Origin of the sequence: Bradyrhizobium archetypum (assembly GCF_013114835.1) — a bacterium.
GTDB classification, from domain to species: Bacteria; Pseudomonadota; Alphaproteobacteria; order Rhizobiales; family Xanthobacteraceae; genus Bradyrhizobium; species Bradyrhizobium archetypum.
The window spans coordinates 390,509-413,150 of record NZ_JAAVLW010000003.1 but is presented as its reverse complement, the minus strand read 5'-3'; the positions used below and the strand labels follow the sequence as shown (position 1 = coordinate 413,150).

21 protein-coding genes and 1 pseudogene are annotated in these 22,642 nt (G+C 63.6%); 9 read left to right on the top strand and 13 right to left on the bottom strand.

The genetic code is table 11. The features are described from left to right. Positions 1-87: 87 nt before the first annotated feature. From HCN50_RS10560 to HCN50_RS10550, 3 genes are all read right to left on the bottom strand, one after another. Positions 88-507, bottom strand: coding sequence for a nuclear transport factor 2 family protein (locus HCN50_RS10560; RefSeq protein ID WP_171709577.1), 420 nt, complete (start codon positions 505-507; stop codon positions 88-90). 132 nt (positions 508-639) lie between these two features. After that, positions 640-1,272 carry a GNAT family N-acetyltransferase gene (locus HCN50_RS10555; RefSeq protein WP_171709576.1) on the bottom strand — a complete coding sequence of 211 codons (633 nt, stop codon included), beginning with the start codon at positions 1,270-1,272 and terminating at the stop codon, positions 640-642. A 70-nt stretch (positions 1,273-1,342) separates the two neighbouring features. Further along, positions 1,343-1,546 carry a DUF1127 domain-containing protein gene (locus HCN50_RS10550; RefSeq protein WP_171709575.1) on the bottom strand — a complete coding sequence of 68 codons (204 nt, stop codon included), beginning with the start codon at positions 1,544-1,546 and terminating at the stop codon, positions 1,343-1,345. Between the two features lie 115 nt (positions 1,547-1,661). On the opposite strand from HCN50_RS10550, the gene HCN50_RS10545 reads away from it, so the two are divergent. The 7 genes from HCN50_RS10545 (at position 1,662) to HCN50_RS10515 (ending at position 11,298) form a co-directional block, all read left to right on the top strand. Beyond that, positions 1,662-2,561 carry a transcriptional regulator GcvA gene (locus HCN50_RS10545; protein ID WP_171709574.1) on the top strand — a complete coding sequence of 300 codons (900 nt, stop codon included), beginning with the start codon at positions 1,662-1,664 and terminating at the stop codon, positions 2,559-2,561. Positions 2,562-2,755: 194 nt separating this feature from the next. Then, complete coding sequence (gene tcuA / locus HCN50_RS10540) at positions 2,756-4,150, top strand: FAD-dependent tricarballylate dehydrogenase TcuA (protein WP_283812074.1); 1,395 nt, start codon at positions 2,756-2,758, stop codon at positions 4,148-4,150. Between the two features lie 54 nt (positions 4,151-4,204). Beyond that, on the top strand, positions 4,205-5,236 hold the full coding sequence (locus HCN50_RS10535) for an alpha/beta hydrolase (protein ID WP_171709571.1): 1,032 nt from the start codon (positions 4,205-4,207) through the stop codon (positions 5,234-5,236). A 31-nt stretch (positions 5,237-5,267) separates the two neighbouring features. Further along, positions 5,268-6,383, top strand: coding sequence for a tricarballylate utilization 4Fe-4S protein TcuB (tcuB, locus tag HCN50_RS10530; RefSeq protein ID WP_171709570.1), 1,116 nt, complete (start codon positions 5,268-5,270; stop codon positions 6,381-6,383). Between the two features lie 294 nt (positions 6,384-6,677). Continuing rightward, positions 6,678-8,099, top strand: a complete 1,422-nt coding sequence (locus HCN50_RS10525; RefSeq protein ID WP_235976883.1) for an HlyD family secretion protein — start codon at positions 6,678-6,680, stop codon at positions 8,097-8,099. A 14-nt stretch (positions 8,100-8,113) separates the two neighbouring features. Continuing rightward, positions 8,114-9,322 carry a hypothetical protein gene (locus HCN50_RS10520; protein ID WP_171709569.1) on the top strand — a complete coding sequence of 403 codons (1,209 nt, stop codon included), beginning with the start codon at positions 8,114-8,116 and terminating at the stop codon, positions 9,320-9,322. Then, positions 9,322-11,298: a glycosyltransferase family 2 protein gene (locus HCN50_RS10515; protein ID WP_171709979.1), complete on the top strand. Its 1,977-nt coding sequence runs from the start codon at positions 9,322-9,324 to the stop codon at positions 11,296-11,298. The genes HCN50_RS10520 and HCN50_RS10515 overlap by 1 nt, the downstream gene beginning before the upstream one ends. A 153-nt stretch (positions 11,299-11,451) precedes the next feature. Here HCN50_RS10515 and HCN50_RS10510 read toward each other — a convergent pair whose 3' ends face one another. Genes HCN50_RS10510 through HCN50_RS10500 form a run of 3 tightly spaced genes read right to left on the bottom strand, consistent with a single transcriptional unit; the run spans position 11,452 to position 14,044 of the window. Continuing rightward, on the bottom strand, positions 11,452-11,865 hold the full coding sequence (locus HCN50_RS10510; protein ID WP_171709568.1) for a Rieske (2Fe-2S) protein: 414 nt from the start codon (positions 11,863-11,865) through the stop codon (positions 11,452-11,454). Next, entirely contained in the window at positions 11,865-12,968 is a 1,104-nt protein-coding gene (locus tag HCN50_RS10505) for an amidohydrolase family protein (protein ID WP_171709567.1), read from the bottom strand. Before HCN50_RS10505 ends, HCN50_RS10510 begins: the two co-directional genes overlap by 1 nt. Further along, positions 12,965-14,044: an amidohydrolase family protein gene (locus tag HCN50_RS10500; RefSeq protein ID WP_171709566.1), complete on the bottom strand. Its 1,080-nt coding sequence runs from the start codon at positions 14,042-14,044 to the stop codon at positions 12,965-12,967. Before HCN50_RS10500 ends, HCN50_RS10505 begins: the two co-directional genes overlap by 4 nt. 139 nt (positions 14,045-14,183) lie before the next feature. Between HCN50_RS10500 and HCN50_RS10495 the strand changes: the two are divergent. Then, a pseudogene (locus HCN50_RS10495) lies at positions 14,184-14,667 on the top strand (CinA family protein). A 181-nt stretch (positions 14,668-14,848) separates the two neighbouring features. Here the strand turns inward: HCN50_RS10495 and HCN50_RS10490 are convergent. From HCN50_RS10490 to HCN50_RS10480, 3 genes are all read right to left on the bottom strand, one after another. Continuing rightward, positions 14,849-16,156 carry an HlyD family type I secretion periplasmic adaptor subunit gene (locus HCN50_RS10490; RefSeq protein WP_171709565.1) on the bottom strand — a complete coding sequence of 436 codons (1,308 nt, stop codon included), beginning with the start codon at positions 16,154-16,156 and terminating at the stop codon, positions 14,849-14,851. After that, entirely contained in the window at positions 16,153-17,901 is a 1,749-nt protein-coding gene (locus tag HCN50_RS10485; protein WP_171709564.1) for a type I secretion system permease/ATPase, read from the bottom strand. Before HCN50_RS10485 ends, HCN50_RS10490 begins: the two co-directional genes overlap by 4 nt. Before the next feature lie 374 nt (positions 17,902-18,275). Further along, a complete protein-coding gene (locus HCN50_RS10480) occupies positions 18,276-18,545 on the bottom strand; it encodes a GlsB/YeaQ/YmgE family stress response membrane protein (RefSeq protein ID WP_171709563.1) in 270 nt (89 codons plus the stop codon). A gap of 127 nt (positions 18,546-18,672) precedes the next feature. Between HCN50_RS10480 and HCN50_RS10475 the strand changes: the two genes are divergently transcribed. After that, a complete protein-coding gene (locus tag HCN50_RS10475; protein WP_171709562.1) occupies positions 18,673-18,912 on the top strand; it encodes a hypothetical protein in 240 nt (79 codons plus the stop codon). Between the two features lie 64 nt (positions 18,913-18,976). On the opposite strand, the gene HCN50_RS10470 is transcribed toward HCN50_RS10475, so the two are convergent. The 4 genes from HCN50_RS10470 to HCN50_RS10455 are packed head-to-tail and all read right to left on the bottom strand — an operon-like array spanning position 18,977 to position 22,639. Next, positions 18,977-19,960: an ABC transporter ATP-binding protein gene (locus HCN50_RS10470; RefSeq protein WP_171709561.1), complete on the bottom strand. Its 984-nt coding sequence runs from the start codon at positions 19,958-19,960 to the stop codon at positions 18,977-18,979. Continuing rightward, complete coding sequence (locus tag HCN50_RS10465) at positions 19,957-21,369, bottom strand: amidase (RefSeq protein ID WP_171709560.1); 1,413 nt, start codon at positions 21,367-21,369, stop codon at positions 19,957-19,959. Before HCN50_RS10465 ends, HCN50_RS10470 begins: the two co-directional genes overlap by 4 nt. Next, a complete protein-coding gene (locus tag HCN50_RS10460) occupies positions 21,366-21,563 on the bottom strand; it encodes a hypothetical protein (protein ID WP_171709559.1) in 198 nt (65 codons plus the stop codon). Before HCN50_RS10460 ends, HCN50_RS10465 begins: the two co-directional genes overlap by 4 nt. Then, positions 21,560-22,639 (bottom strand): ABC transporter ATP-binding protein, encoded by a 1,080-nt coding sequence (locus HCN50_RS10455; RefSeq protein ID WP_171709558.1) that lies wholly within the window; start codon positions 22,637-22,639, stop codon positions 21,560-21,562. The genes HCN50_RS10460 and HCN50_RS10455 overlap by 4 nt, the downstream gene beginning before the upstream one ends. Between the last annotated feature and the right edge of the window lie 3 nt (positions 22,640-22,642).

Genomic DNA, 22,642 nt, shown 5'->3' with positions numbered 1-22,642 from the left:
CCCTCCGCGAGCTTACGGTGTCGATAGACCTGCACCCCTCACCCGGATCGCAAACGCGATCCGACCTCTCCCCGCAAGCGGGAGAGGTTACGACCGTTCGCGCAACTCGATCGGATTCTCCGTGAATAACCGCGCTACCATTACCGAGTCCAAGTACGCGCGCACACGCACGATGACACCGTTCTTGAAATGGCAGATCCAGCAATAGTGATTGTCGAAGCGGAAGCCGTTCTTCGCGGTCGCCTCCGAATGCAGTTCAACAATCGCCACGTCGCCGGTCACGATCAAATCGTCGACGTGCAGCTGCGCGCCGTTCGGCAGCACCTTGCCCAGCTTGGCGAAAGTGCCGGCGATGAAATCGGCCTTTGACGTGTAGTGGCCGGCGAGCGGATGCGTCCCCATCACGGTCCAATCGACGTCGTCGGCAACATGGGCGAAAAAGCCCGCGCCATCGCCCTGCTCGAGGCCTGCGAACATCTTCCGCACGAATCCGGCGTCGACTGACATGACGAGCCTCCCCTGCGAAGTCGGAGAAAGCTAGAATGCGGCGGAAACATTATCAATCGGCTGAGCTTGCCGAGAAAACGGTATTGCTGAGAAAATAGCCCGGTTCTGGTACGCCAGAACCGGGCTAAGTGGTCAAACCGCAAGCGAGGACATTGCGCTGGGAGAGACGGCGGCAAGCCGCCAACTGGCGCATGGGATTTCCTGCGGTTTGACGTTAGCTCGTTCCTGGATCTCTTTCTGAAAGCGCGTCAGCCTCCAGTCGCCGGGCGTGTTGGTGAAGGCGTAGCCGGACTTGCGGGCGAGCGCGATCATGGCGTCATTGGAACGCAGCGTGTCACCGAAGACGCGTTCGGCGCCGAATGAAGCCGCGCGGCATTCGAGATTGTTCAACAACGCCTTGCCGATGCCATGCCCCTGCCAGCGATCGTCGATCGACAGGCCGAACTCGATCGAAGCACTCTCACTGTCAAACGCGTAGCGCGCTTCGCCGACGATCGTCTCACGGCCGTCGATCATTATGGTCGCCACTACGCTGAAACGGTCGGCCTCGCCGACATGGATGAAGCGATCGAGCTCGGACGGGGGCAGTTCGCTGGCGGCGCCGAGGAAGCGGTTGTAACGGGACCGCGTCGAGAGCGCGCGAAAATAGTTCTGCAGCGCCTCTGCATCGCGCGCCTCGACAAAGCGCACCGTCACGGCCTCGCCGTGCCGGGAGCGCAGCACGTCGGAATATTGCCTGAGATCGTCGAGACGCATCGTGGTCATGGGTCGTTCCCGCGTGGCTCAAAGAAATGGCCGGCGCCCCTCGGACGAGGCGGCGCCAGCGCGGCTGCCATCAGGCCCGCCAGAACGGCTTTTCAGTCTCGTAGGCGATGTCGCTCCAGGAGACTCCGATGTCGTGCAGCTCCCGCTCGGACCAGCTCGCCAGTTCCTTCCGGGCCCGGTAGCGCTGCCGCCACACGTGCAGGGTGTCGGCCAACTGGCTTAAAAGCCTCGGTTCATGATGATTTATCATCGATTCATGGGTGTAAGTGGACATTTTCGGCTCCTGCCGCTAATCTGTTGCCGCCAATATCTGCCTCCATACGGCTTCCCGCAAACGACACTTTGTACCGTTTCGGATGATATAAGCTCATGCATTAGAGGATCGCGGAATGACCGCCAGGCTGCCGTCGCTGAATGGATTGCGGGCCTTCGAGGCCGCGGCCCGGCATTTGAGCTTCACGCAGGCGGCCTCCGAGCTGAACGTCACGCAGACCGCGATCAGCCACCAGATCAAACGGCTGGAGGAAGAACTCGGCGTTCGCCTGTTCATCCGGCAGAACCGCTCGCTGACGCTGACGGCGGAAGCGCAGGACTACCTTCCCGGCATCCGCGCCGCCTTCAACGACCTTCGCCTCGCGACCGACCGCCTGCTGCGGAAAGACGACGATCAGGTGCTGACGGTCTCGACGTTGGCATCGCTTGCCGCCAAATGGCTGCTGCCGCGCCTCACCACATTCCAGGAAGCCCATCCCGGCATCGACGTGCGCATCACCACCTCGACCAGCCTAGTGGATTTCCAGCGCGACAAAGTCGATGCCGCCATCCGCTATGGCCGCGGCCAGTGGCCGGACGTTCGCGCCGACTGGCTGATGGCGGACGAGCTTTTCCCGGTGTGCAGCCCAGCGCTGCTCAAGGGCAACAAGCCGCTGAAATGCCCCGAGGACCTGCGGGATCACGTGCTGCTGCACACCAGCAACGCCAACAGCGACGACTGGCGGCTGTGGCTGACGGCCGCCGGCCTCCCGGCCGATTTTTCCAAACAGCCCGGCGTCACTTTCGACATGATCTTTATGACCGTGCAGGCCGCAATCGACGGCCTCGGTGTTGCCATGGGCCGCACCGCCTATGTGCAGGAAGACATCGCCAAGGGACGCCTGGTCGTTCCCTTCAAGATGGCTTTCCCGGTCGATGCCGGGTTCTATCTGGTCTCGCCCGCAGGCCGAACCGATCCGCCGAAGCTCGCGGCGTTCCGGCAATGGCTGCGCGCCTCCGTGCAGAACCATCCCTGAGCTTGCCAGATATTCCGCACCGCGCCTTGCATGCGACATCGTCGCATGCGGCTATGCTGGTGATGACACAGGCGCACGGGAGGCGTGACGCGGCCGTTGCATCGGGTTAGAAAATCGCCGGGGCGGATGGATTTGCCTGGCCGAGCGCCGGTTTGATTCCAGGCCAACAACGACAACAAGAGCGCATGGCCGATTTGAATCAGAAGTTTGACGTGCTGGTGATCGGCGGCGGCAACGCCGCGCTCTGCGCCGCGATCAGCGCGCGCCGCGCGGGCGCTTCCGTGTTGGTGCTGGAAGGCGCGCCGAAATTCTATCGCGGCGGCAATACCCGCCACACCCGCAACATGCGCTGCGCACACGATGCCGCGACCGATATTCTCACCGGCCCCTACACCGAGGAAGAGTTCTGGGACGATTTGTTGCGCCTGACCGGCGGGCAGACCGACGAGGAACTGGCCAAGTTCATGATTGCCGAGTCCAAGGACATCCTGAACTGGATCGTCGAGCAGGGCGTGCGCTGGCAGCCCTCGCTCGGCGGCACGCTGAGCCTCGGCCGCACCAATTCGTTCTTCCTCGGCGGCGGCCGCGCGATGCTGAATGCGCTCTATCTCACCGCGGAAAGGCTCGGCGTCGAGATCGTCTACGATGCGGAGGTGATCGACCTCGAGATCGAACAAGGCATGTTTCTGTCCGCCAAGCTGAAACAGCCGATCGATGGCGTCAGCGACATCCGCGCGTCAGCATTGGTCGCGGCGGCCGGCGGCTTTGAAGCCAACATCGAATGGCTGAAGCAGTATTGGGGTGAGGCCGCCGACAATTTCCTGATCCGCGGCACGCCCTATAACCGCGGCTCGATCCTGAAAATGCTGCTCGACAAGGGGGTGCAGGATATCGGCGATCCCACGCAATGCCATGCGGTCGCGATCGACGCCCGCGCGCCGAAATTCGACGGCGGCATCATCACGCGGCACGACTCGGTCGTGTTCGGCATCGTAGTCAACAAGCACGCCCAGCGATTCTACGACGAGGGCGAGGACATCTGGCCGAAGCGCTACGCGATCTGGGGCCGCCTGGTGGCGGCGCAGCCGGACCAGATCGCCTATATCATTTTCGATTCGACTGTCGTTACCAGCTTCATGCCGACACTGTTTTCGCCGATCGCGGGCGCCACCATCGGCGAGCTCGCCGGCAAGCTCGAACTTGATCCGGCAGCGCTGGAGAAGACGATTACCGATTTCAACGCGGCGGTCAGGCCCGGCACCTTCGACCACACCATCCTGGATGATTGCCGCACCGAAGGCATCACGCCGCCGAAGACGCATTGGGCGCGCCGGATCGAGACGCCGCCTTATCTCGCCTATCCCGTGCGGCCCGGCATCACCTTCACCTATCTCGGCATCCGCGTGAACAGGCAGGCGCGCATGGTGATGAAGGACGGCAAGCCGTCCGCCAACATGTTCGCGGCCGGCGAGATCATGGCCGGCAATGTGCTCGGCAAGGGCTATGCGGCCGGCATCGGCATGACGATCGGCAGCGTGTTCGGACGGGTCGCGGGACGGGAAGCGGCGAAGAATGCGAGGAATTGGTAAGTCCCTCTCCCCGCGAAGGGTGGGGAGAGGAAGCAGAGCACGTTGGGAGAAAACATGTCGCGAATAGCAATTTCCGCAGTTGCGGCAACTCTGATGATGTCGTCCGCGGCCAACGCCGCCGAGCCGATCGCGCTGCGCGACATGGGCTCGTTCCATGTCGGCGGACGACTGGTCGAGATTTCGGGCAAGCCGGTCAGGGAGGTGACGTTTACCCCCGGCGGCGTGCCCGCAAAGGTCGATCCCAACGGCACCTATCAGGTCGAGCAGATGTACGTGCAGTATTTCCTGCCCGCCAACGAGAGGGGCGCCTATCCGCTGTTGATGTGGCATGGCGGCGGCCTGACCGGCGTGACGTACGAGACGACGCCGGACGGACGCGAGGGCTGGCTGAACTATTTCCTGCGCAAGGGCTGGGCTGTCTATAATTCGGATGCGGTCGAGCGCGGCCGTTCCGGCTGGGCGCAATACCCCGACATCTTCAAGGGCGAGCCGGTATTCCTCACAACCGCCAATCCGTTCGAGCGTTTTCGGATCGGCGACGGCGCAGGCTCCTACGATCCGGACCCTGCCAAGCGCAAGCTGATGCCGGGCAGCCAGTTTCCCAACGAGGGTTATGAGAACTTCGTCAAGCAGAACGTGCCGCGCTGGACTACGACCGATGATGCCATCATCGTCGCCTATATCGCCGAGATCGACCGCATCGGACCGTCCATCATCCTGTTCCACAGCCAGGCCGGCAGTTTCGGCTTCAAGGTGGCCCAGGCGCGGCCCGACAAGGTCAAGGCGCTGATTGCGATCGAGCCGGCCGGCGTCGGCGATCCCGGCAAGGTCGACGCGCTGAAGAACATTCCGACCCTGATCATCTACGGCGACTACATCGAGAAGGACTCGCGCTGGCCGAAGATCCGTGCCAACGGCATCGCCTTTGCGGACGCCGTCAAGGCCGCGGGCGGCAGCGTCGATGTCGTCGACCTGCCGCAGGCCGGCATCAAGGGCAATTCACACATGGTGATGATGGACAAAAACAATGCTGAGGTCGCGGGCCTGATCCAGAGATGGCTCGAGGGCAAGGGTCTGACGAAGTAAGCGGGTTCGCGTAAGGCGCAGGAAGCAACGGATGCACGGAACGCGAATTCTGGACGAAGCCGACCGCCTGATGACGGTCTGCAATTCCTGCCGCTATTGCGAGGGGCTATGCGCGGTGTTCCCGGCGATGGAAATGCGCCGTGCGTTCTCCGACGGCGACCTCAACTACCTCGCCAATCTTTGCCACGCCTGCGGCGCCTGTTACACCGACTGCCAGTTCTCGCCGCCGCATGAATTCGATGTCAATGTGCCGAAGACGCTAGCAGTGGCGCGCACGGAATCCTGGACAGCCTATGTCTGGCCTCGCGCCTTCGCAGGCGTGTTCGCGCGAAACGGGCTCGTCATCAGCCTCGTCGCCGCGCTGAGCGTAGCCCTATTTATTTTCGGCTTTGCCGCCCGGCACGATAGTCAGGTTCTGTTCGGCGTTCATACCGGCCCGGGTGCGTTCTACAAATTGATGCCACACAACGCGATGGCAGCCCTGTTCGGGGCGGCGTTTCTCTATGCGATCGTGGCATTGGTGATGGGCGTGCGCGCGTTCTGGCGCGATATCGGCGAACCCATCGGCATGAAGACCGATGCAGCCGCGCTGTTCCAGGCCATCCGCGATGCCGGCGAGCTGCGCTATCTCGACGGCGGCGGCGTCGGCTGTTTCAACGAGGACGACCGCCCGACCGACCGGCGCAGGCTCTATCACCATTTCACCTTCTACGGTTTTGCATTGTGCTTCGCCTCGACCTCTGTCGCCACACTCTATCACTATCTGCTGGGGTGGCAGGCGCCTTACCCATGGTGGGACCTGCCGGTCGTGCTCGGCACGCTAGGCGGCATCGGCCTATTGCTCGGGCCGATCGGTCTGCTCACCGAGCGACGGAAGCGCGATTCGGTGCTGGTCGATGAAGCGCGCTATGGCATGGACGTCGCATTCATCGCCATGCTGTTCCTGACGAGCCTGACCGGCATGGCGCTTTTGATCCTGCGCGAGACAGCGGCAATGGGCCCGCTGCTGGCGCTGCATCTCGGCGTGGTGTTCTCGCTATTCGTCACCATGCCCTATGGCAAGTTCGTCCACGGCATCTACCGTTTCGCCGCGCTGGTGCGCTATGCGATGGAGCGACGTGCGATGGCGCAGGGGGCAGGCGAATAGCACTCTTCGGCATGTCGAGCGACGCGAAACAATCAGCGCGTCATGCATGGAGAAGTCCCGACAATGATATCGGGCCCGATATTTGTTGATGATGTCGCGGATGTGATCGCGCGCAACGCAAGTTGATCGCGTAGTTCCCGCCGATCATTTCTGCAGCTTTTTCCCAAGAACAACTTGAACCAAACGAGCTCCGCACGGTTTGCAGTGCACGTGTCACAAAGGCAACCCGGATGGAACCGGAAGCCGATTCCTGAGGAAGCGCTCTTTCGGGCGCCACCAACCGAGAGAGAGCTGATGAGCAATCCATCCTCCGGCCGGCGACATCCGGCCATCCTGAGAGTTTCCGCCATCGGCGTGGCCGGGCTATTGTCGGCATTAATGGTTACGGCCGTGGCTCCGCCGATTACCGCCGATCAATCCGACCGCGCCGTTGTCAACGCGCCGGTGACGCTACTGACTGCACCGATCGGCGGCGAAATCGACACGCTGACGGCGCTTCCCGGCCGCGACGTTCGCGACGGCGACAGGCTGGCGCAGATCAGCAATCCAAGGGTCGACCGCGGCACGCTGATCTCGCTGGAAGAAAAAGCGTCCGATGCACGCCAGAAGCTCGATGCGACGCGGGCCAAGGGGGCATCCGACCGCGCCTATATTGCTTCCCTCGAGGCCGAACTCGCCAGCCAAAGTGAGCAACTCAAGTTGCAGTTCCAGTCGCAGATCGAAGAACTGCGCGCCCGCGTGTCGCAATCCAAGGCCCAGACCGGGGAAAAGAAGGCCTTGGTGGAACGGCAAACCAGCATGGTGACGCGCAATGCCGCCAGCATGGACATGCTCAGGCCGACCACGCAGCAATATGCTGCGGCCACGCACAACGCCGACGCGGAAGGCGCCAAGCTCAATCAAAAGATTGCGCAGCTCGATGCTTTAAACAGGGGCATCTATGTCGGAGAGGAGCTGGTTGCGCTCAACAATTTGGCGCAAAAGCGTCGGGATATCGAATTGGACGCCAAGCGCATGGAGATCGAGGAGAGGCAGCAATCCGCCATCCTCAGCGACTTGGAGCACCTGATCGACGCCGAGCAAAAGCGGTTGGCGAGCCTGGCAGGAGCCGACGTCCTTTCTCGCGGCCCCGGCAAGGTGCTGACCATCGGCGCGGCGATGGGGCGTCATGTCAATGCCGGTGACACCATCAGTTCCGTCGTCGATTGCGACAAGCGCTTCGTGGTTGCCATTTTCTCATACCGTCAGGGCCAGAACATGATGCCCGGCACTCGGGTCCGCATCGACGGGAGCACGTTCCAGACCGGGATCGTCAGCGCGGTGTTGCCGAAGACAAGCGACAAAGTCGATGAGCGCTTTGCCGTGCCGTTTCCGCAGACCGAACGGCGCGAGCTCTATGCGATCATTACGCCTGAAGGCGCGGACGAGGCTGGCGCGTCGGTGCGGCAAGCGCAGGCGTCGGATGCTGCGGCCTGCCCGGTCGGCCAGTGGGTTACCGTCACGCGTGACAACGGCATCGTGCCGTCGATGTCGATCACCTGGCGGCGGCTCGGCAATCTCATGGCCTCATGGACGCGCGATGATGGCCGCAACAGCGAGACCGCGCAAAACCACCCGGTCGATGCGGATACACACCGTGCCGGCATGGCCCAGCCGCAGGCCTCGAGGGGCGATGGAAACTGGTGGTCCCGAACTCATACGCTCGTATCGCGATGAAGCACGCGGTTGGAATGACGTTGTGTGCAATGGTCCTGAGTTCGACGCCCGTTGCGAGCAAGCAGCCGGAGAAGGGCGGCGGCCCGTTTTGTGCTGGACTCACCACGGCGGTAGCACCGCTGACCGGCGAGGCCGATGCTGTCTTCATCCGCAGTTATGAACCCGGAGCTGACGAAGCAAGCCTGCCGGCCGGCATTGCCACGACGGCGTTTGTCTACGACAACGCGCTCGCCGTTATTGCGCTGATCGCCTGCGGCAACGTGCCGGATGCCAAGCCGATCGGTAACGCATTGAGCCGGGCGGTCCGCAACGACCGGACCTTTAACGATCATCGGATTCGCAACGCCTATCGCGCCGGCTCGGTTGGCAAGGGAGCTCCGAATCTACCGGGATGGTGGGATGAGCACGCCAGGATCTGGGCCGAGGATGCGGCGCAGGATGGCATCTCGACCGGCAACGTTGCATGGGCGGCCTTGGCGCTGCTGACGCTGCACCAGGCGACGCATGATCCGCAGTATCTCGCCGACGCCAGAAGCCTGGTCGATTGGATCATCGCGGCGACCGCGTGCCGCGACGGCTTCTGTGGCGGGTTTCACGGTTACGATCCGCAACAGGTCACTCTGACGTGGATGTCGACCGAGCATAATGCAGACGTCCATGCCGCCGCGAGCTGGCTGTTCCGCCTGACCGGCGAGCCAAAATACGCCGACGCGGCCGGGCGGGCCCGGCGGCTGCTCGATCGTACCTTCCGCGGAAATCACTTCTCAATCGGAACAAAACCCGACGGCAGTCTTGCGGATGAAGGCCTGCTCGCGCTTGACGCTCAGCTTTGGCCATGGATGGCCGCGCCGGACGCGCCGGCGGCCTGGCGAAGCACGCTTGACTTCGCGCAATCTCATCTGGCGGTCGATGGCGGTTTCGATTTCAACGGGGACCGCGACGGCATCTGGGTCGAGGGCACCGCGCAGGCAGCGTTGGCCTACCGGATCAGCGGCAACACACTGCAGAGCGATCGGCTGCTGGCCAATTTGAAGACCGACCAAACGCGCTCCGGTCTGCTCAACGCAACGCGCACCGCGCGACTGACGACGGGGTTGTCAATCGATCCCACCGGCACCGTGCCCGACTTCTTCTACTACCGCCGCCCGCACCTCGGCGCGACGGCGTGGGCGGCGCTGGCCGAAACGGGCTGGAATCCGTTCAGCGGGGAAAAAATACGATGATGTTCCCGAGCGCCGGCGATGATCTATCGATCCTCACCATGGATACGGGAATCCTCCTTGGGCTTCTGGTGATGGCGCGGCTGCTGGATCCGCTGCATGCCAAGGACCGTGTCCTGTTCGGCATCACGACTTCAGCCCTTCTGATCCTCTATGCGCTCTGGCGATGGAACGATACGTTGCCGCCATTTGCGCTGTCGGCCGAAAGCCTGTGGCCGCGGCTGTTCATCTCGTTTGAATCTGTTGCCATTCTCTACACTCTGATCTCGATCGTGATCCTGTTCCGCAGCACCGATCGCACCGCGCAGGCCGACGCGGCGCAACGCCAACTAGCTGGATCGCGAGGCTACCCCGCCGTCGACATCTTCATCTGCACCTATGATGAGCCGCTCGAAATCCTCGAACGATCGATCCTCAGCGCCCTGGCGCTCGACTATCCCAATGCGACGGTCTGGGTGCTCGACGACACCAAGCGCGACTGGCTGCGCGACTATTGCGCACAAGTTGGTGCCAATCATCTGACGCGGCCGGACAACATCGGCGCCAAGGCTGGCAACCTCAATCATGGGCTGGCGGCGACCGCGCGCGAGACCAATGCGCCGGTCATCCTGGTGCTCGATGCCGATTTTGCACCACGGCGGGATTTTTTGAAACGCACGGTCGGCCTGCTGTTGTCCGATCCGGAGGTTGCGATCGTGCAGACGCCGCAATTTTACTGCAACGCCGATCCGATCCAGCACAATCTGCTCGCCGGCAAGAGCTGGGTCGACGATCAACGCTTCTTCTTCGACGTCTTTCAGCCAGCCAAGGACGCCTGGGGCTGCGCGTTCTGCGTCGGCACCTCCTTTGTCGTGCGCCGCGACCGGCTCGACGAGGTCGGCGGCTTCCCGGAGCAAGCGATTTCGGAAGATATCAACCTCACCTACACGATGCTGGCGCGCGGCTACCGTACCTGGTGGCTGAACGAACCGCTCAGCTTTGGACTTTCGGCCGAAGGCATCCCGGAATACATCACCCAGCGCGCGCGGTGGTGCCTCGGCACCATACAGGTCGCCATGCTCCGCAACGGCCCGCTGTTCGGCCGCGGCTTTAGCTTCACCCAGCGCTGGCACTATTTTCACGGGGTGCTGAACTGGTTCTGCAAACCATTCATGGTTCTGCTGCTGATCGCGCCGACTATCTACTGGTTCGGCGGCCTGCCCGCCTTCGAAGCCGACTATCTCTCCTTTCTACGCTACGGCGTGCCGGCGCTGCTCGGCCCAATCATCTACATGGGCTGGATCTCCCGCGGGCGGACGCTGCCGTTGTTCATGGAGGCCACCCACGCAGTCACCTGCTTTGCGGTAACCGCGACACTCCTGAGCGCCATCGTCAAGCCGTTCGGCCGCCCGTTCAAGATCACCGACAAAGGCGGCGACCGCTCGATGCCACGCGTGCATTGGAGGCTCGCCGCGATCTTTGGCCTGATCGCCTTCAGCTCGGCCGCCAGCATCGTCTGGGCGTTCGTGTCACCCGATGCAGCCAGCGAGATTTCCTCGCTCGACTTCTTCAATTTGCTGTGGGCCGGCATCGCGATGCTGATCGCCTTCATCGCCTTTCTCGTCTGCTTCGAATTGCCCCGCACCGGCGATGTGTTCGAAACGGATGAGCCTGCCTGGCTCTCCGGCGAAGGGAAAATCCTGTCGTGTCGCCTGCTCGGGATATCACTGAGTTCGGTGCGTTTGTCGGGTCCGGCCCGCGACGCGCTCGAGCTTGCGGGCTGCCGTTACCGGATTCATCTGGAGGGCTTGGGATGGACAGACATTTCTATGGTCTCGCGATCCGGCCACACCGTGCTGGCGCGGCTCGAGCCGAGCGCCGATCAGTATCGGCGGCTGGTGGTCCGGCTTTTCAGCGGGTCCTATGGCAATATCGCCGCCGTGGCCAGTCTTCGCGGCGCCTTGGCCGGCTTGCTGCGACGGGGATTTCGCGGCGCGTGAGAATTCGGCTCTTGAATTCTTTCTTGCGAGCATACGGGTCGCGCGAATGTGCGCGCGATGACAGGCTCCGCGACGCAATCCATGCTTCGGCACGAGGACAGATGGATTGCTTCGCGGAGCCTGTCATCCGGCGGCGCTTCGCGCCGACCGGTATTACAAATCCACCACCACGTAATCGCTCTCGACCGTGACCGCGATGGTCTCCGCGACATACGGGCCCTTCACCACGGCCGCGCCCGGCTCGACATTGACTGGATACGCCCGGGCGCGAAAGCGTTTGGGATCGCAATAGGACTGGCCGGTGCGGATATCGAATTCCCAGCCATGCCACGGGCAGCGGATGATTTCGCCGAGCTTGGTGTATTCGATCTCGCCGGGATTGGAGGATTGCGCGAGTCCGATCAGCGGGCCTTCGCACAACGCCGCGCCCTGATGAGGGCAGCGGTTCAGCAGGCCGAAGAACTCGCCCTTGATGTTGAAGATCGCGATCGGCCGGCCGTCGATTTCCAGAAATTTTCGCGTCCCCGGCGGCAGCTCATCCACCGGGGCAATGACGTGCCGAACCATCAAGCTATCCCGTACAGCTTCTTCGCGTTGCCGAGATAGAACGCTTCGCGGTTGGCATCGCTGACGCCGGCCGGCAGCACGCGCGACGGCTCGTCGAAATCCCAATGCGGGTAGTCGGTCGCGAACAACAGTCTGTCCCAGCCGATCCACTCGATGACCTGGAACAGATGATCGCGGCGCTCCGGATCTTCCATCGGCTGCGTGGTCCACCAGATGTGGTCGCGGATATATTCCGACGGCTTTCGTTTCAGATGCGGCACCTCGCTGTGCAGCTTCTCAAAGCTTTTGTCGAGCCGCCAGGCGAGCGACGGCGCCCAGCCGAAGCCGGCCTCGATCATCACCATTTTCAATTTCGGGAAACGCTCGAACACGCCTTCGAGCACGAGGCTTGCGAGCACGGTCTGCTGGCATTGTGCATGGCCCACCATCTCTTCGATGTAGAAGCTCGGCCAGCCCGAAGGCGTGAGCGGATTGCCGCCGAAGCCGAAGGCGTGCACGCCGACCGGCAGCCCGATTTCCTGCGCCGCCTCGTAGACCGGCCAGTAGCGGCGCTGGCCAAGCGGCTCGACGTTGCGCGAGAGCAAGAGCACCTGCACGAAATTCGGATCGCCCGCGCGCTTGCGGATTTCGGCGGCGGCGGCCACGCCATCCTCATTGGCGACGACGATCGAGGCCTTCAGGCGCTTGTCCTTGCTGGTCCATTTCTCGATCTGCCAGTCATTGATGGCGGAACAGAGCGCGCTGGCGAAATCCTGGTTGCGCAAGCCCTGCCCGCTGGCGAGCGGATTGAGCACGCCGAGCGCGACATTGTAGGGGTCGAGCAACTGCTTCTGCATGAAGGAGAGCGAGGAGCCCTGCGGCCCGCCTTCCGGCGGCCACGCATCGCGCCGCGAGGCATTCGGCTGCGCCTTCGGATAGGGCGGGCCTTCCATCATGCCGTGATAGGCCTGGATGCCGTAAGTCTCGAGATGCGCATGCCAGCGCTTTGCCATAAACGGATAAAGTTCGTCCTTGGTGGCGCGTGCCGGGTGAATGTCGCAATCGGCGATCGCGGTCTTGAGGCTGACAGTTGCCGAAGATTCTGGGCGGAACTGGACGTTCATGGCGTCGTCTCCTTCACCGCTTGCAACCGGCCGTATGTCGCGAGCGGATTGTCGATCATGATCCTGCGAACCAGATCAGGCGACAATCCCGGCGGCAGCACCTCGTCGCCATCGAACTGCCAGTGCGGATAGTCGGTCGAGAATAGGAGCAATTCGTCCGACTGCATATGGTCAAACAGGCGGTTCAGGGTTGCGGGATCCGGCGGCGCATCGATCGGCTGCAGCGAGAAGCGGATGTTGCTGCGCACAATCTCCAGCGGCGCGCGGTCGACCCACGGGGTCTCCATCCGTATGCCGCGCCAGAACTTGTGCAGCCGCCACAGATAGGCCGGCAGCCAGGTGAAGCCACTTTCCAGCATCACCATTTTCAGCTTCGGATGGCGGGCGAACACGCCCTCCACGATCACGCTGGTGAGCTGGGTCTGGAAGGCGGTCGCCTGCGCGACATAGTCCTCGATGTGATAGGAACCCCAGCCGATCGAGGTCGGCGGATTGTGATAGGCGCTGCCGGCATGGACGCCGACGGTGAGGCCGAGACGTTCGGCGGCGGCGTAGATCGGCCAATAGGCGCGCTTGCCGAGCGGCATGTCGCCCATGACCAGCATCAGCACCTGGACGAAGCGCTTGTCCTTGGCGCAGCGCTCGATCTCGGCGACGGATTTTTCGACGCTTTGCGTCGGGATCACAATCGAGCCGCGCAGCCGGCCGTCCTTGTCGAGCCACTCTTTGGCCAGCCAGTCGTTCAGCGCGCGGCAGAACGCGTCCTGCATGTCCTCGGAAAACACCATCTGCACGCCGTAGAGCGGATTGCAGATGCCGTAGGCGACGCCGAAGCGGTCGAGCGCCTGCTTCTGCAAGTCGGCGATGTCAGCGCCCGGCTTGCCCTGAGCCGGCCGCCAGTCCGGCCGCGACGAGATCGGCGAATTGGTCGGATAGGATTGCGAGACCAGGTCGGTCATGCCGCGTGTCGTCACCTGGTCGCGCCAATACTCGTTCATGTAGGGCAACAGGCTGGTCAAATGCGGCACGGCGGGATGCAGATCGCAATCCACGCCGCCGGGAAGCGGCGACGTCATGGTGTTTCCTCGTGAGCGCGCGCGACGCAATTGTTCGAGGTATTCAATCAGGGCGGCCCGCACGCCGCAACTCGGCAAGCGTAACCCTCCTGTGCTACGAGGGCATGACTGGGCAAATGGCTTACGCGCAGGAGTTGAAATGAAAGAGCTTGTAACGATCGCAGAAAAGATCGCGACCCAACTGATCGCGCGAAAGCAGACGATTGCGGTGGCAGAATCCTCAACCGGCGGCCTGATCTCGGCTGCGCTCTTGTCTGTGCCGGGCGCATCGGCCTATTTTCCTCGGCGGTGCGGTGGTCTATACGCGGGATGCGCGACGGCTGCTGATGGACATTCCGGACGAGGCGATGAAGGGCCTCCGCTCGGCGTCCGAGCCTTACGCAAAGCTGCTGGCGAGCCGGGTCCGCCAGCGCTTTGCGACCGACTGGGGATTGTCGGAGACCGGCGCGACGGGGCCGACCGGCAACCGCTACGGCGACGCCGCCGGCCATAGCTGCATGGCGGTAGCGGGGCCACAAAACGAAGTGTTCACGCTGGAGACGGGAAGTGCTGACCGGCAAGCGAACATGCGACAGTTTGCGAGCACGGCGTTGAACTTGCTGCTGGAGAATTTGTCGAAGTAGATGTGATCGTAGCCCGCATGGACCCCGGCTCGGCAGCGCACCGCTTCGCGCTGCGCTGCGTCAGGGGAACGGATACAGTTTGCTGTCTCAAAAGCTTTCGTGTCCCGGACGCGGCGGCACGCAGTGACGCGATGCAAAGCCGGGCCCATGCATCGTTCGAAGGAACGACAGCGGTGGTGAACTACCGCTCCCGGAACGAACGCATCAGTTGATCGCTGAACGGCTTCATCAAGTAGGAGAACATGGTGCGGTCGCCGGTCTGGACGAAGGCTTCCACCGGCATGCCGGGAATGATCTTGACCTCGCCGAGGCGGGCGACTTCGTCGGGCGGCATCGAGACGCGGATGGTGTAGTAGCTCTGGCCGGTCCGCTGATCGGTGGTGACGTCTGCGGAGACGCGGGTGACGACGCCATTGAGTTCCGGCGTGGTGCGCTGGTTGAAGGCGGACAGCCTCAGCAGCGTCTTCTGGCCGATCTGCAGCTTGTCGATGTCCTGCGGATTGACCTTGGCCTCGACCGAGAGATCGTCGGCCTTCGGCACGATCATCATGATGGCGTCGCCCGCCGTGATGACGCCGCCGACCGTGTGCACCGTCGACTGCAGCACGACGCCGTCCTGCGGCGCGCGGATATCGATGCGGCGCAATTGGTCCTCTGCGGTCACCTTGCGCTCGACGAACTCACCGATCTTGTCATTGGTCTCGCGCAGATCCTTGGAGACCTCGCTGACCACGTCCTTGTCGATCTGGATGATCTGCAGCTCGGTTTCAGTGATCTTGCCCCTGGCCTGCGCCCGCGCCGCGATATACTGCGCACGCTCGCCCGACAGGCGGGCGAGATCGCGCTCCAAAACCGTCAGCCGCGAAATCTGGATCAGGCGCTGCTCGTAGAGCTGGCGCACGCCGACCAGCTCCTTTTCCACCAGCGCGATTTCCTTTTCCTTGGCCTGCTCCTGGGCGGTGAGGCCGGCGATTTCCTCATTGAGCTGGGCGACGCGCTCGCGCAACTGCGACTTCTGTCCGGCGCGCCCGAACACGCGCACCTCGAACAGTTTTGTCTCACTCGCGATGACGTCGCGGACATCGGAGTCGTCGACCCGATCGGCAAGCTGCGGCGGGAACTTGATCTTGTCGAGGCCGCGCTGCTCGGCCTCCAGCCGCGCCGCGCGCGCCCACAAGCCGTTCAGCGTCTTGACCACGATGGCAAGGCTCGCCTTGACCACGGTTTCGTCGAGACGCACCACGACGTCGCCCGCCTTGACGACGTCGCCATCGCGCACCCGCACTTCGCCGACGACGCCGCCGGTCGGGTGCTGCACCTTCTTGACGTTGGAATCGACCACCACCGAGCCCGGCGCGATCAGGGCGCCGGAGATCTGCACCGTCGAGGCCCAGCCGCCAAATCCGCCGAGCAGCACCAGCGTCAGCGCAAGACCTGCAATGAGATGCGAGCGTATCGAACGGCGCGCGCGGTTCATCTCGGCAGTCATGATTTTTTCACAGCTCCCGCTTCGGACACGATCTTGATCGGCGGTGGCGACGGCACGCGCTGCAGCACCTGGCCGAGCACGGTTTCCTTCGGCCCGAACGCCTGCATGCGGCCATCCTTCAAGACCAGCAACTGATCGACCGCTTCGATTCCGATCGGCCGGTGCGCCACCACGACCACAATGGCGCCGCGCTCGCGCGCGCTGCGCACCGCGCGGGTCAAGGCCTCGTCTCCCTCGCTGTCGAGATTGGAGTTCGGCTCGTCGAGCACGATCAGGAACGGCTTGCCATAGAGCGCGCGCGCCAGCGCTACGCGCTGCGCCTGCCCGGCCGACAGCGCCGCGCCCTGCTCGCCGATCTGGGTGTCATAGCCCTCGCGCATCTTGATGATCATCTCGTGCACGCCGGCTTCCTTGGCGGCGGCGATAATCTCTTCCGACTTCGCGTCCGGATCGAAGCGGCAGATGTTCTGCGCGACGGTGCCGGCGAACAATTCGACGTCCTGCGGCAGATAGCCGATGTAGCGGCCGAGCACGTCCGACGACCATTGGTCGAGTGCCGCGCCATCGAGCCGCACCTTGCCGCGGGCCGGCGCCCAGACGCCGACCAGCGCACGCACCAGCGACGACTTGCCCGAACCGCTCGGCCCGATGACGCCGAGGCCGGTGCCGGCCTCGACGACGAAATTGACGTCCTGCACGATGACGCGCTGGTCGCCCGGCGGCACGATGCTGACCGCTTCGACCGACAGCCGCTTGGCTGGCGCCTGCAGCAGGGTCTGCTGGTTTGCGGGCGGCATCTTCTCCAGGAGTCCGGAGAGGCGATGCCAGCTCTGGCGCGCCGCGACAAAGCCTTTCCAGTGAGCGATCGCGAGGTCGACCGGCGCCAGCGCGCGTGCGCTCAGGATCGAGCCCGCGATGATGATGCCGCCGGTGGCTTCCTGATGGATCACCAGATAGGCGCCAACTGCGAGCACCGCCGATTGCAGCATCATGCGCAGGACTTTTGCGACCGCCCCGAGGCCACCAGCCACGTCGCTGGCGCGCTGGTTGCCCGCCAGATAGGTCTCGTTGGCCTCGCTCCAGCGCTTGGTCAGGCGCCCGGCCATGCCCATCGCGACCAGCACTTCGGCGTTGCGGCGGCTGGTGGCGGCCAGATCGTTGCGCCGCGCAGCCAGCGTCATCGCCTCCTTGGCCGGCGTGCGCGACAGGAACTCGGTGATCAGCGTCAGCGTCACCAGGACGATGGCGCCGCCCAGCGCGGTGACGCCGAGCAACCAGTGAAACGCAAAGCAAATCGCAAGATAGAACGGCAGCCAGGGCAGATCGAAGAATGCACCCGGCCCCATGCTGCCGAGGAATGACCTGATATTGTCGAGGTCGCGCAAGGGCTGCAGGCCCTCGTTGCGACTGCCAACCATCAGCGGCAGCCGCACCACCGTTTCGAATACCCGCGTATTGATCGCCTCATCGAGCGCGGTGCCGATCCGGCCCAGAACGCGGCCGCGAATCAGATCGAGGCCGCCTTGCGCGATGTAGAGGCCGGCGGCGAGAATCACCAGGCCGACCAGGGTTGGCACGCTGCGGCTCGGCAGCACGCGGTCGTAGACCTCCAGCATGAAGATCGAGCCGGTGAGGTACAGCAAATTGATCATGCAACTCATGACGCCGACGCCGATAAAGGCGTTGCGGCACTCGCGCAGCGCTTGACCTAGCTCGGAACGCCGGACGCCGGGGGCGGCTGCCATTTATGCGTATCTCTTCAAATGGATAGGTACGGCTGGTTCTACCGATGTTTTCGGGCATCGTCTATTTAAGTCACGTTAACCCCAATCCAGTTCACCGCTATAAAAGGCGGATGGAAGTCGCACTTTTCGACAGTTATTGACGCCAGGATCCAGCCCTCGGGCGGGGGCACGGGCGGGCGGCTACCCGGAAGCGGACCCGAATCACCGACATCGAGAGCCGGCCGATCTCACCCAGAGACCTCGATCAGGAGGTCGATTCCTGCACTTCCCCACCCCGCCGCCGTCGCCGTTACCTAGGCCGCTTGCCGCGGTATGGCGACGACGAATCCTTGAACCCCATCGGGCGATCGAGAAACCACCCCGCGGCCGTTCGGCTACCACCGCCCGCCGGTACGCAGCAGCCGCACGATGACAAGCAGGATGATGGCGCCGATGGTGGAATAGACGATCTCGGACACCAGCCCGGTGCCGAGACGAATACCGAGTTTGGGAAACAGCAGGCTCGCCAGCAGCGCACCGGCAATGCCGACGAGAATGTCGCCGATGATGCCAAAGCCGGTGCCGTGCACGATCTTGCCGGCGAGCCAGCCGGCCACTAGGCCGACAAAGAGAATGACGAGAATGCCTTGGTTGGAAATCACCATTTCAAAGTCCCCCCGTTCAGGCCGGCCAGCGGCCCACCTCATCGTTCGACGTAGCGAGCCGTCGGCCGTGTACCTTCCAACTGCGCCAGCGAAGTGAACTTTTTTATGTCGCCCGCGTTATGTCGGCATGAAACAGAGCGACATTTGGTATGTGACTTTCGGTCCGCACAGAGCGGACGAGACGGCCGGGAGCGGCGCCCGCTCGACCCGCACCTTCAAATCGGAAATCGACGCCAAGCTCTTTGCCATGCAGATCCTCGCCAAGGGCTGGTGCGCCAGCGCCGGCACGCTCAATCCGCATCAGCCGAAGCAGATCGTGGGACCCGCGCAAATCGAGCGCTGGGCCGATCCGGGGCTGGGTGGGTAAGTCTCGCATCCCGGACGCGGCGCGGTGCGCAGCATCCGGGAAGCGCAGCCCGAGGCGGCTCACTTCAGTTAGCAACAGAAGCTTCAGCGGGCGCTGCCAGCACACAGCGCGCGGTTCGATCCGGCGATACCTGCACATTCGGCGGCAATCGCTCGCTGCAGCCCGGCTGCGCGACCGTGCAGCGCGGCGCGAACGAGCAACTCGCGGGCGCCTTGTCGAGCGAAGGTGGCGTGCCCGGGATGGTTTCCAGCCGCTGGCCGCGCTTGGCGCCATGAACGGTCGAGGCCAATAGCCCCTTGGCATAGGGATGCACCGGCGTGCGGACAATGTCGCGCAATTTGCCCTGCTCCACGATCTGTCCCGCATACATCACCGCGACGCGGTCGCAGATTTCGATGGCAACCCCGATATCGTGGGTCACGAAGATCACGGACATGCCGAACTTGCGCTGCAATTCGCGCAGCAGCAACAGGATCTGGATCTGCACGGTAGCGTCCAGCGCCGTGGTCGGCTCGTCAGCCAGGAGAATCTTCGGCTTGCAGGCCAACGCGAGCGCGATCATCGCGCGCTGGCGCATGCCGCCGCTCATTTCGTGCGGATAGGCTTCAAGGCGGCGCTTGGCGGAGGGAATACGCACCACCTCCAGCATCTCCAGCGCGCGCGCCATCGCCTCTTTTTCGCTCTTGCCTTCGTGGCGGATCACGGTTTCCGCGATCTGGCGGCCGATCGTGTAGACGGGATCGAGCGCAAGCGCCGGCTCCTGAAAGATCATCGAGACGGTCTGGCCGCGGAACGCCGAGAGCTCCTCGTCGTTCATCGCCAGCACGTCGCGTCCGAGCACCTTGACCTTGCCGGAAATCTGCGTCCGCTTCTTCGGCAACAGCCGCATCAGCGCGCGCAGGGTCACGCTTTTGCCCGAGCCGGATTCGCCGAGCAGGCCGAGCACCTCGCCCTCGCCAAGCGAGAGCGAGATATCGTTGACGGCATGAACCGTGCGCTCGCCGGTGAAGCGGATGCTGAGGTCTCTGATATCGACGAGGTTGCTCATGCCAATTTGGGTACCTGTTGGTGATAGTCGGTGGCGCGCTGGAACGCCGCACCGATCCGCACCAGGGTTGCCTCGTCGAAGGAACGGCCGATCAGCTGCATGCCGACCGGCAGGCCCTTGCCGGTGAAGCCCGCGGGGATCGAAAGCGACGGCAGGCCGAGATAGTTGATCGGGCGGGTGAAGCGCGTGATCCGCTGGATCACGGCTTCCGCATCGAGGCTATTGCCGACATCGCTTTCGGCAATGGTCGCCGCCGGCATCGGCGCGACCGGCACGATCACGGCTTCGGTACCTTCGACCGCCGCGAGGTAGGCGGCCAGCGCAGGACCGCGCCAGCGCATCGCTTCCAGATAGGTCACGGCGGGGATCGCGAGCCCGTTCTGCAGCCGCATCAATACCTGCGCGCCGTAATCCTGGGGACGCTCGATCATCCAGCGCTTGTGGAAGGCGGCGGCTTCGGTAGCGAGCACGATCTGGCAGGCGGCGGTGAGCTGACGCTGGTCTGGCAGCTCGACCTTGACGATCTCGGCGCCTTCATTCTTGAGGGTGGCGATGGTCTCGTCGAGCACCCGCGCGACTTCGGAATCGAGGTCGTCGACGTAGAACGCGGTGGGCACGCCGATCTTGGCGCCTTTCAGCGAGCCCATGGTCGCGGCCATGTAGTTCGGCACCGGCCGCATCGACGTCGTTAGATCCTCGGGATCGGCGCCCGCCATCAGCCCGACCAGCAGCGCGCAGTCTTCAACGGTTTGCGCCAGCGGTCCGACGGTATCGAGCGACTGCGACAGCGGCATTGCGCCGGCGCGGCTGATCAGGCCGACGGTGGTCTTGAAACCGGTAACGCCGCAGAAATGCGCGGGCATCCGGATCGAGCCGCCGGTATCGGAGCCCAGCGCCGCGAAAGTCAGCCGCGCCGCGACCGCGGAGCCCGAGCCGGAGGACGAGCCGCCGGTGATGTGATCGACATTCCAGGGGTTACGCACCGCGCCGTAATGCACATTGTGGCCGGTCGGCCCGTAGGCGAATTCGACCATCTGCAGCGAACCGAGCCTGACCGAGCCGGCATCCTTCAGCCGCTGCAAGGCGGTCGAGGTCGTCGTCGCGACGAAATCCCGCCGGATTTTTGAGCCGCAGGTGACGACCTTGCCCGCCTCGTAGTACATGTCCTTGTGCGCCATCGGCACGCCGTGCAGCGGGCCAAAAATCTTGCCCTTGGCGAGCGCCGCATCGGCGGCATCAGCCGCGGCAAGTGCTTCCTCCGCCTCGATCGCCATGTAGGCGTTGACGCGCGGCTGCCATTGCGCGATGCGGTCGAGGCAAGATTGCGTCGCCTCGCGCGAGGAAACTTTCTTATCGGCGATCGCCTTGGCAACCGCGACCAGCGACATCAGGGCCGGTTCGCCGCTCATTTCGCCACCTTCGCATTCTGCACCAGCAGGAAGCTTGCCGGCTCAAGGTCCATCGGCAGCGTGCCGGCAATTGGCGCAAAGCCGTCAAAGGCCAGGCCGATGGAATTGGCGATGCGCGCTGACACTTCCGCATCCTGCGGCACGCCGGCGATTTCGGTCATTGCCTTGACCTGCTTGGGATCGGGTCTTGTCATGCGGCGGTTGCTCCCATCTCGTTCTTGTTGGCCGGTGCGCGGCTGTGCCCGGAGCCTGCAATGGCCATGTAGCACGCCGCCTGATGGCCCATTGTATCGACATCGCTGAGTTTTGGCGTCGCATTTGCGCAGAGCGGCTCCGCAAACGGGCAGCGGGTGTGAAACCGGCAGCCGGACGGCGGATCGATCGGATTGGGCGGATCGCCCGAAATCGGCGGCGTTTCGGTGCGGTTGTCGGGGTCGGACGATGGCATCGCGGCCAATAGCGCCTGCGTATAGGGATGCGAAGGCTGATCCCAGACCTTGTCGACCGGACCGAGTTCGACCACCTCGCCGAGATACATCACCAGCACGCGGTCCGAGATGTAACGCACCACGTTGAGATCGTGGCTGATGAAGAGATAGGTCAGGCCGAATTCGCGCTTCAGGTCGGCCAGCAGGTTGAGCACCTGCGCTTCGACCGATTTATCCAGCGCCGACACGGCCTCGTCGAGGATCACGAGCCGCGGCGACAGCGCGAGCGCCCGCGCAATGTTGACGCGCTGGCGCTGGCCGCCGGAGATCTCGTGCGGATAGCGGTTGGCGAAGGTTTCGGGCCGCAAGCCCACTTTGCCGAGCAGCTCGCGCGCCAACTTGCGCGCAGCAGCGTCCGCCATGCCATGCACCTTCGGGCCGAACGCGACCGACTCCTCGATGGTAAGCCGCGGGTTGAGCGAGGCATAGCTGTCCTGAAACACCATCTGCATGCCGCGGCGCAGCGCGCGCAACGACAGCGCAGGGCCGACCTGCATGCCGTCATAGACGATGTCGCCGGCATCGCGCTTCATCAGGTGCATCAGAAGCCGCGCGGTGGTCGACTTGCCGCAGCCGGATTCGCCGACGATGCCAACGGTTTCGCCCTTGGCGATGGAAAAGGACACATTATCGACCGCGCGCACGGTTTTGCGCGGGCTGAACAGGTCGCCGCGCACCGGGAAATGTTTGGTCAGGCCGACGACCTGCAGCAGCGGCTGCGCCGCCCCGCCGACGTCTTCGACCTGCTCCAAATGATCGACCAACGGGTTCGTCTCACTCATGGC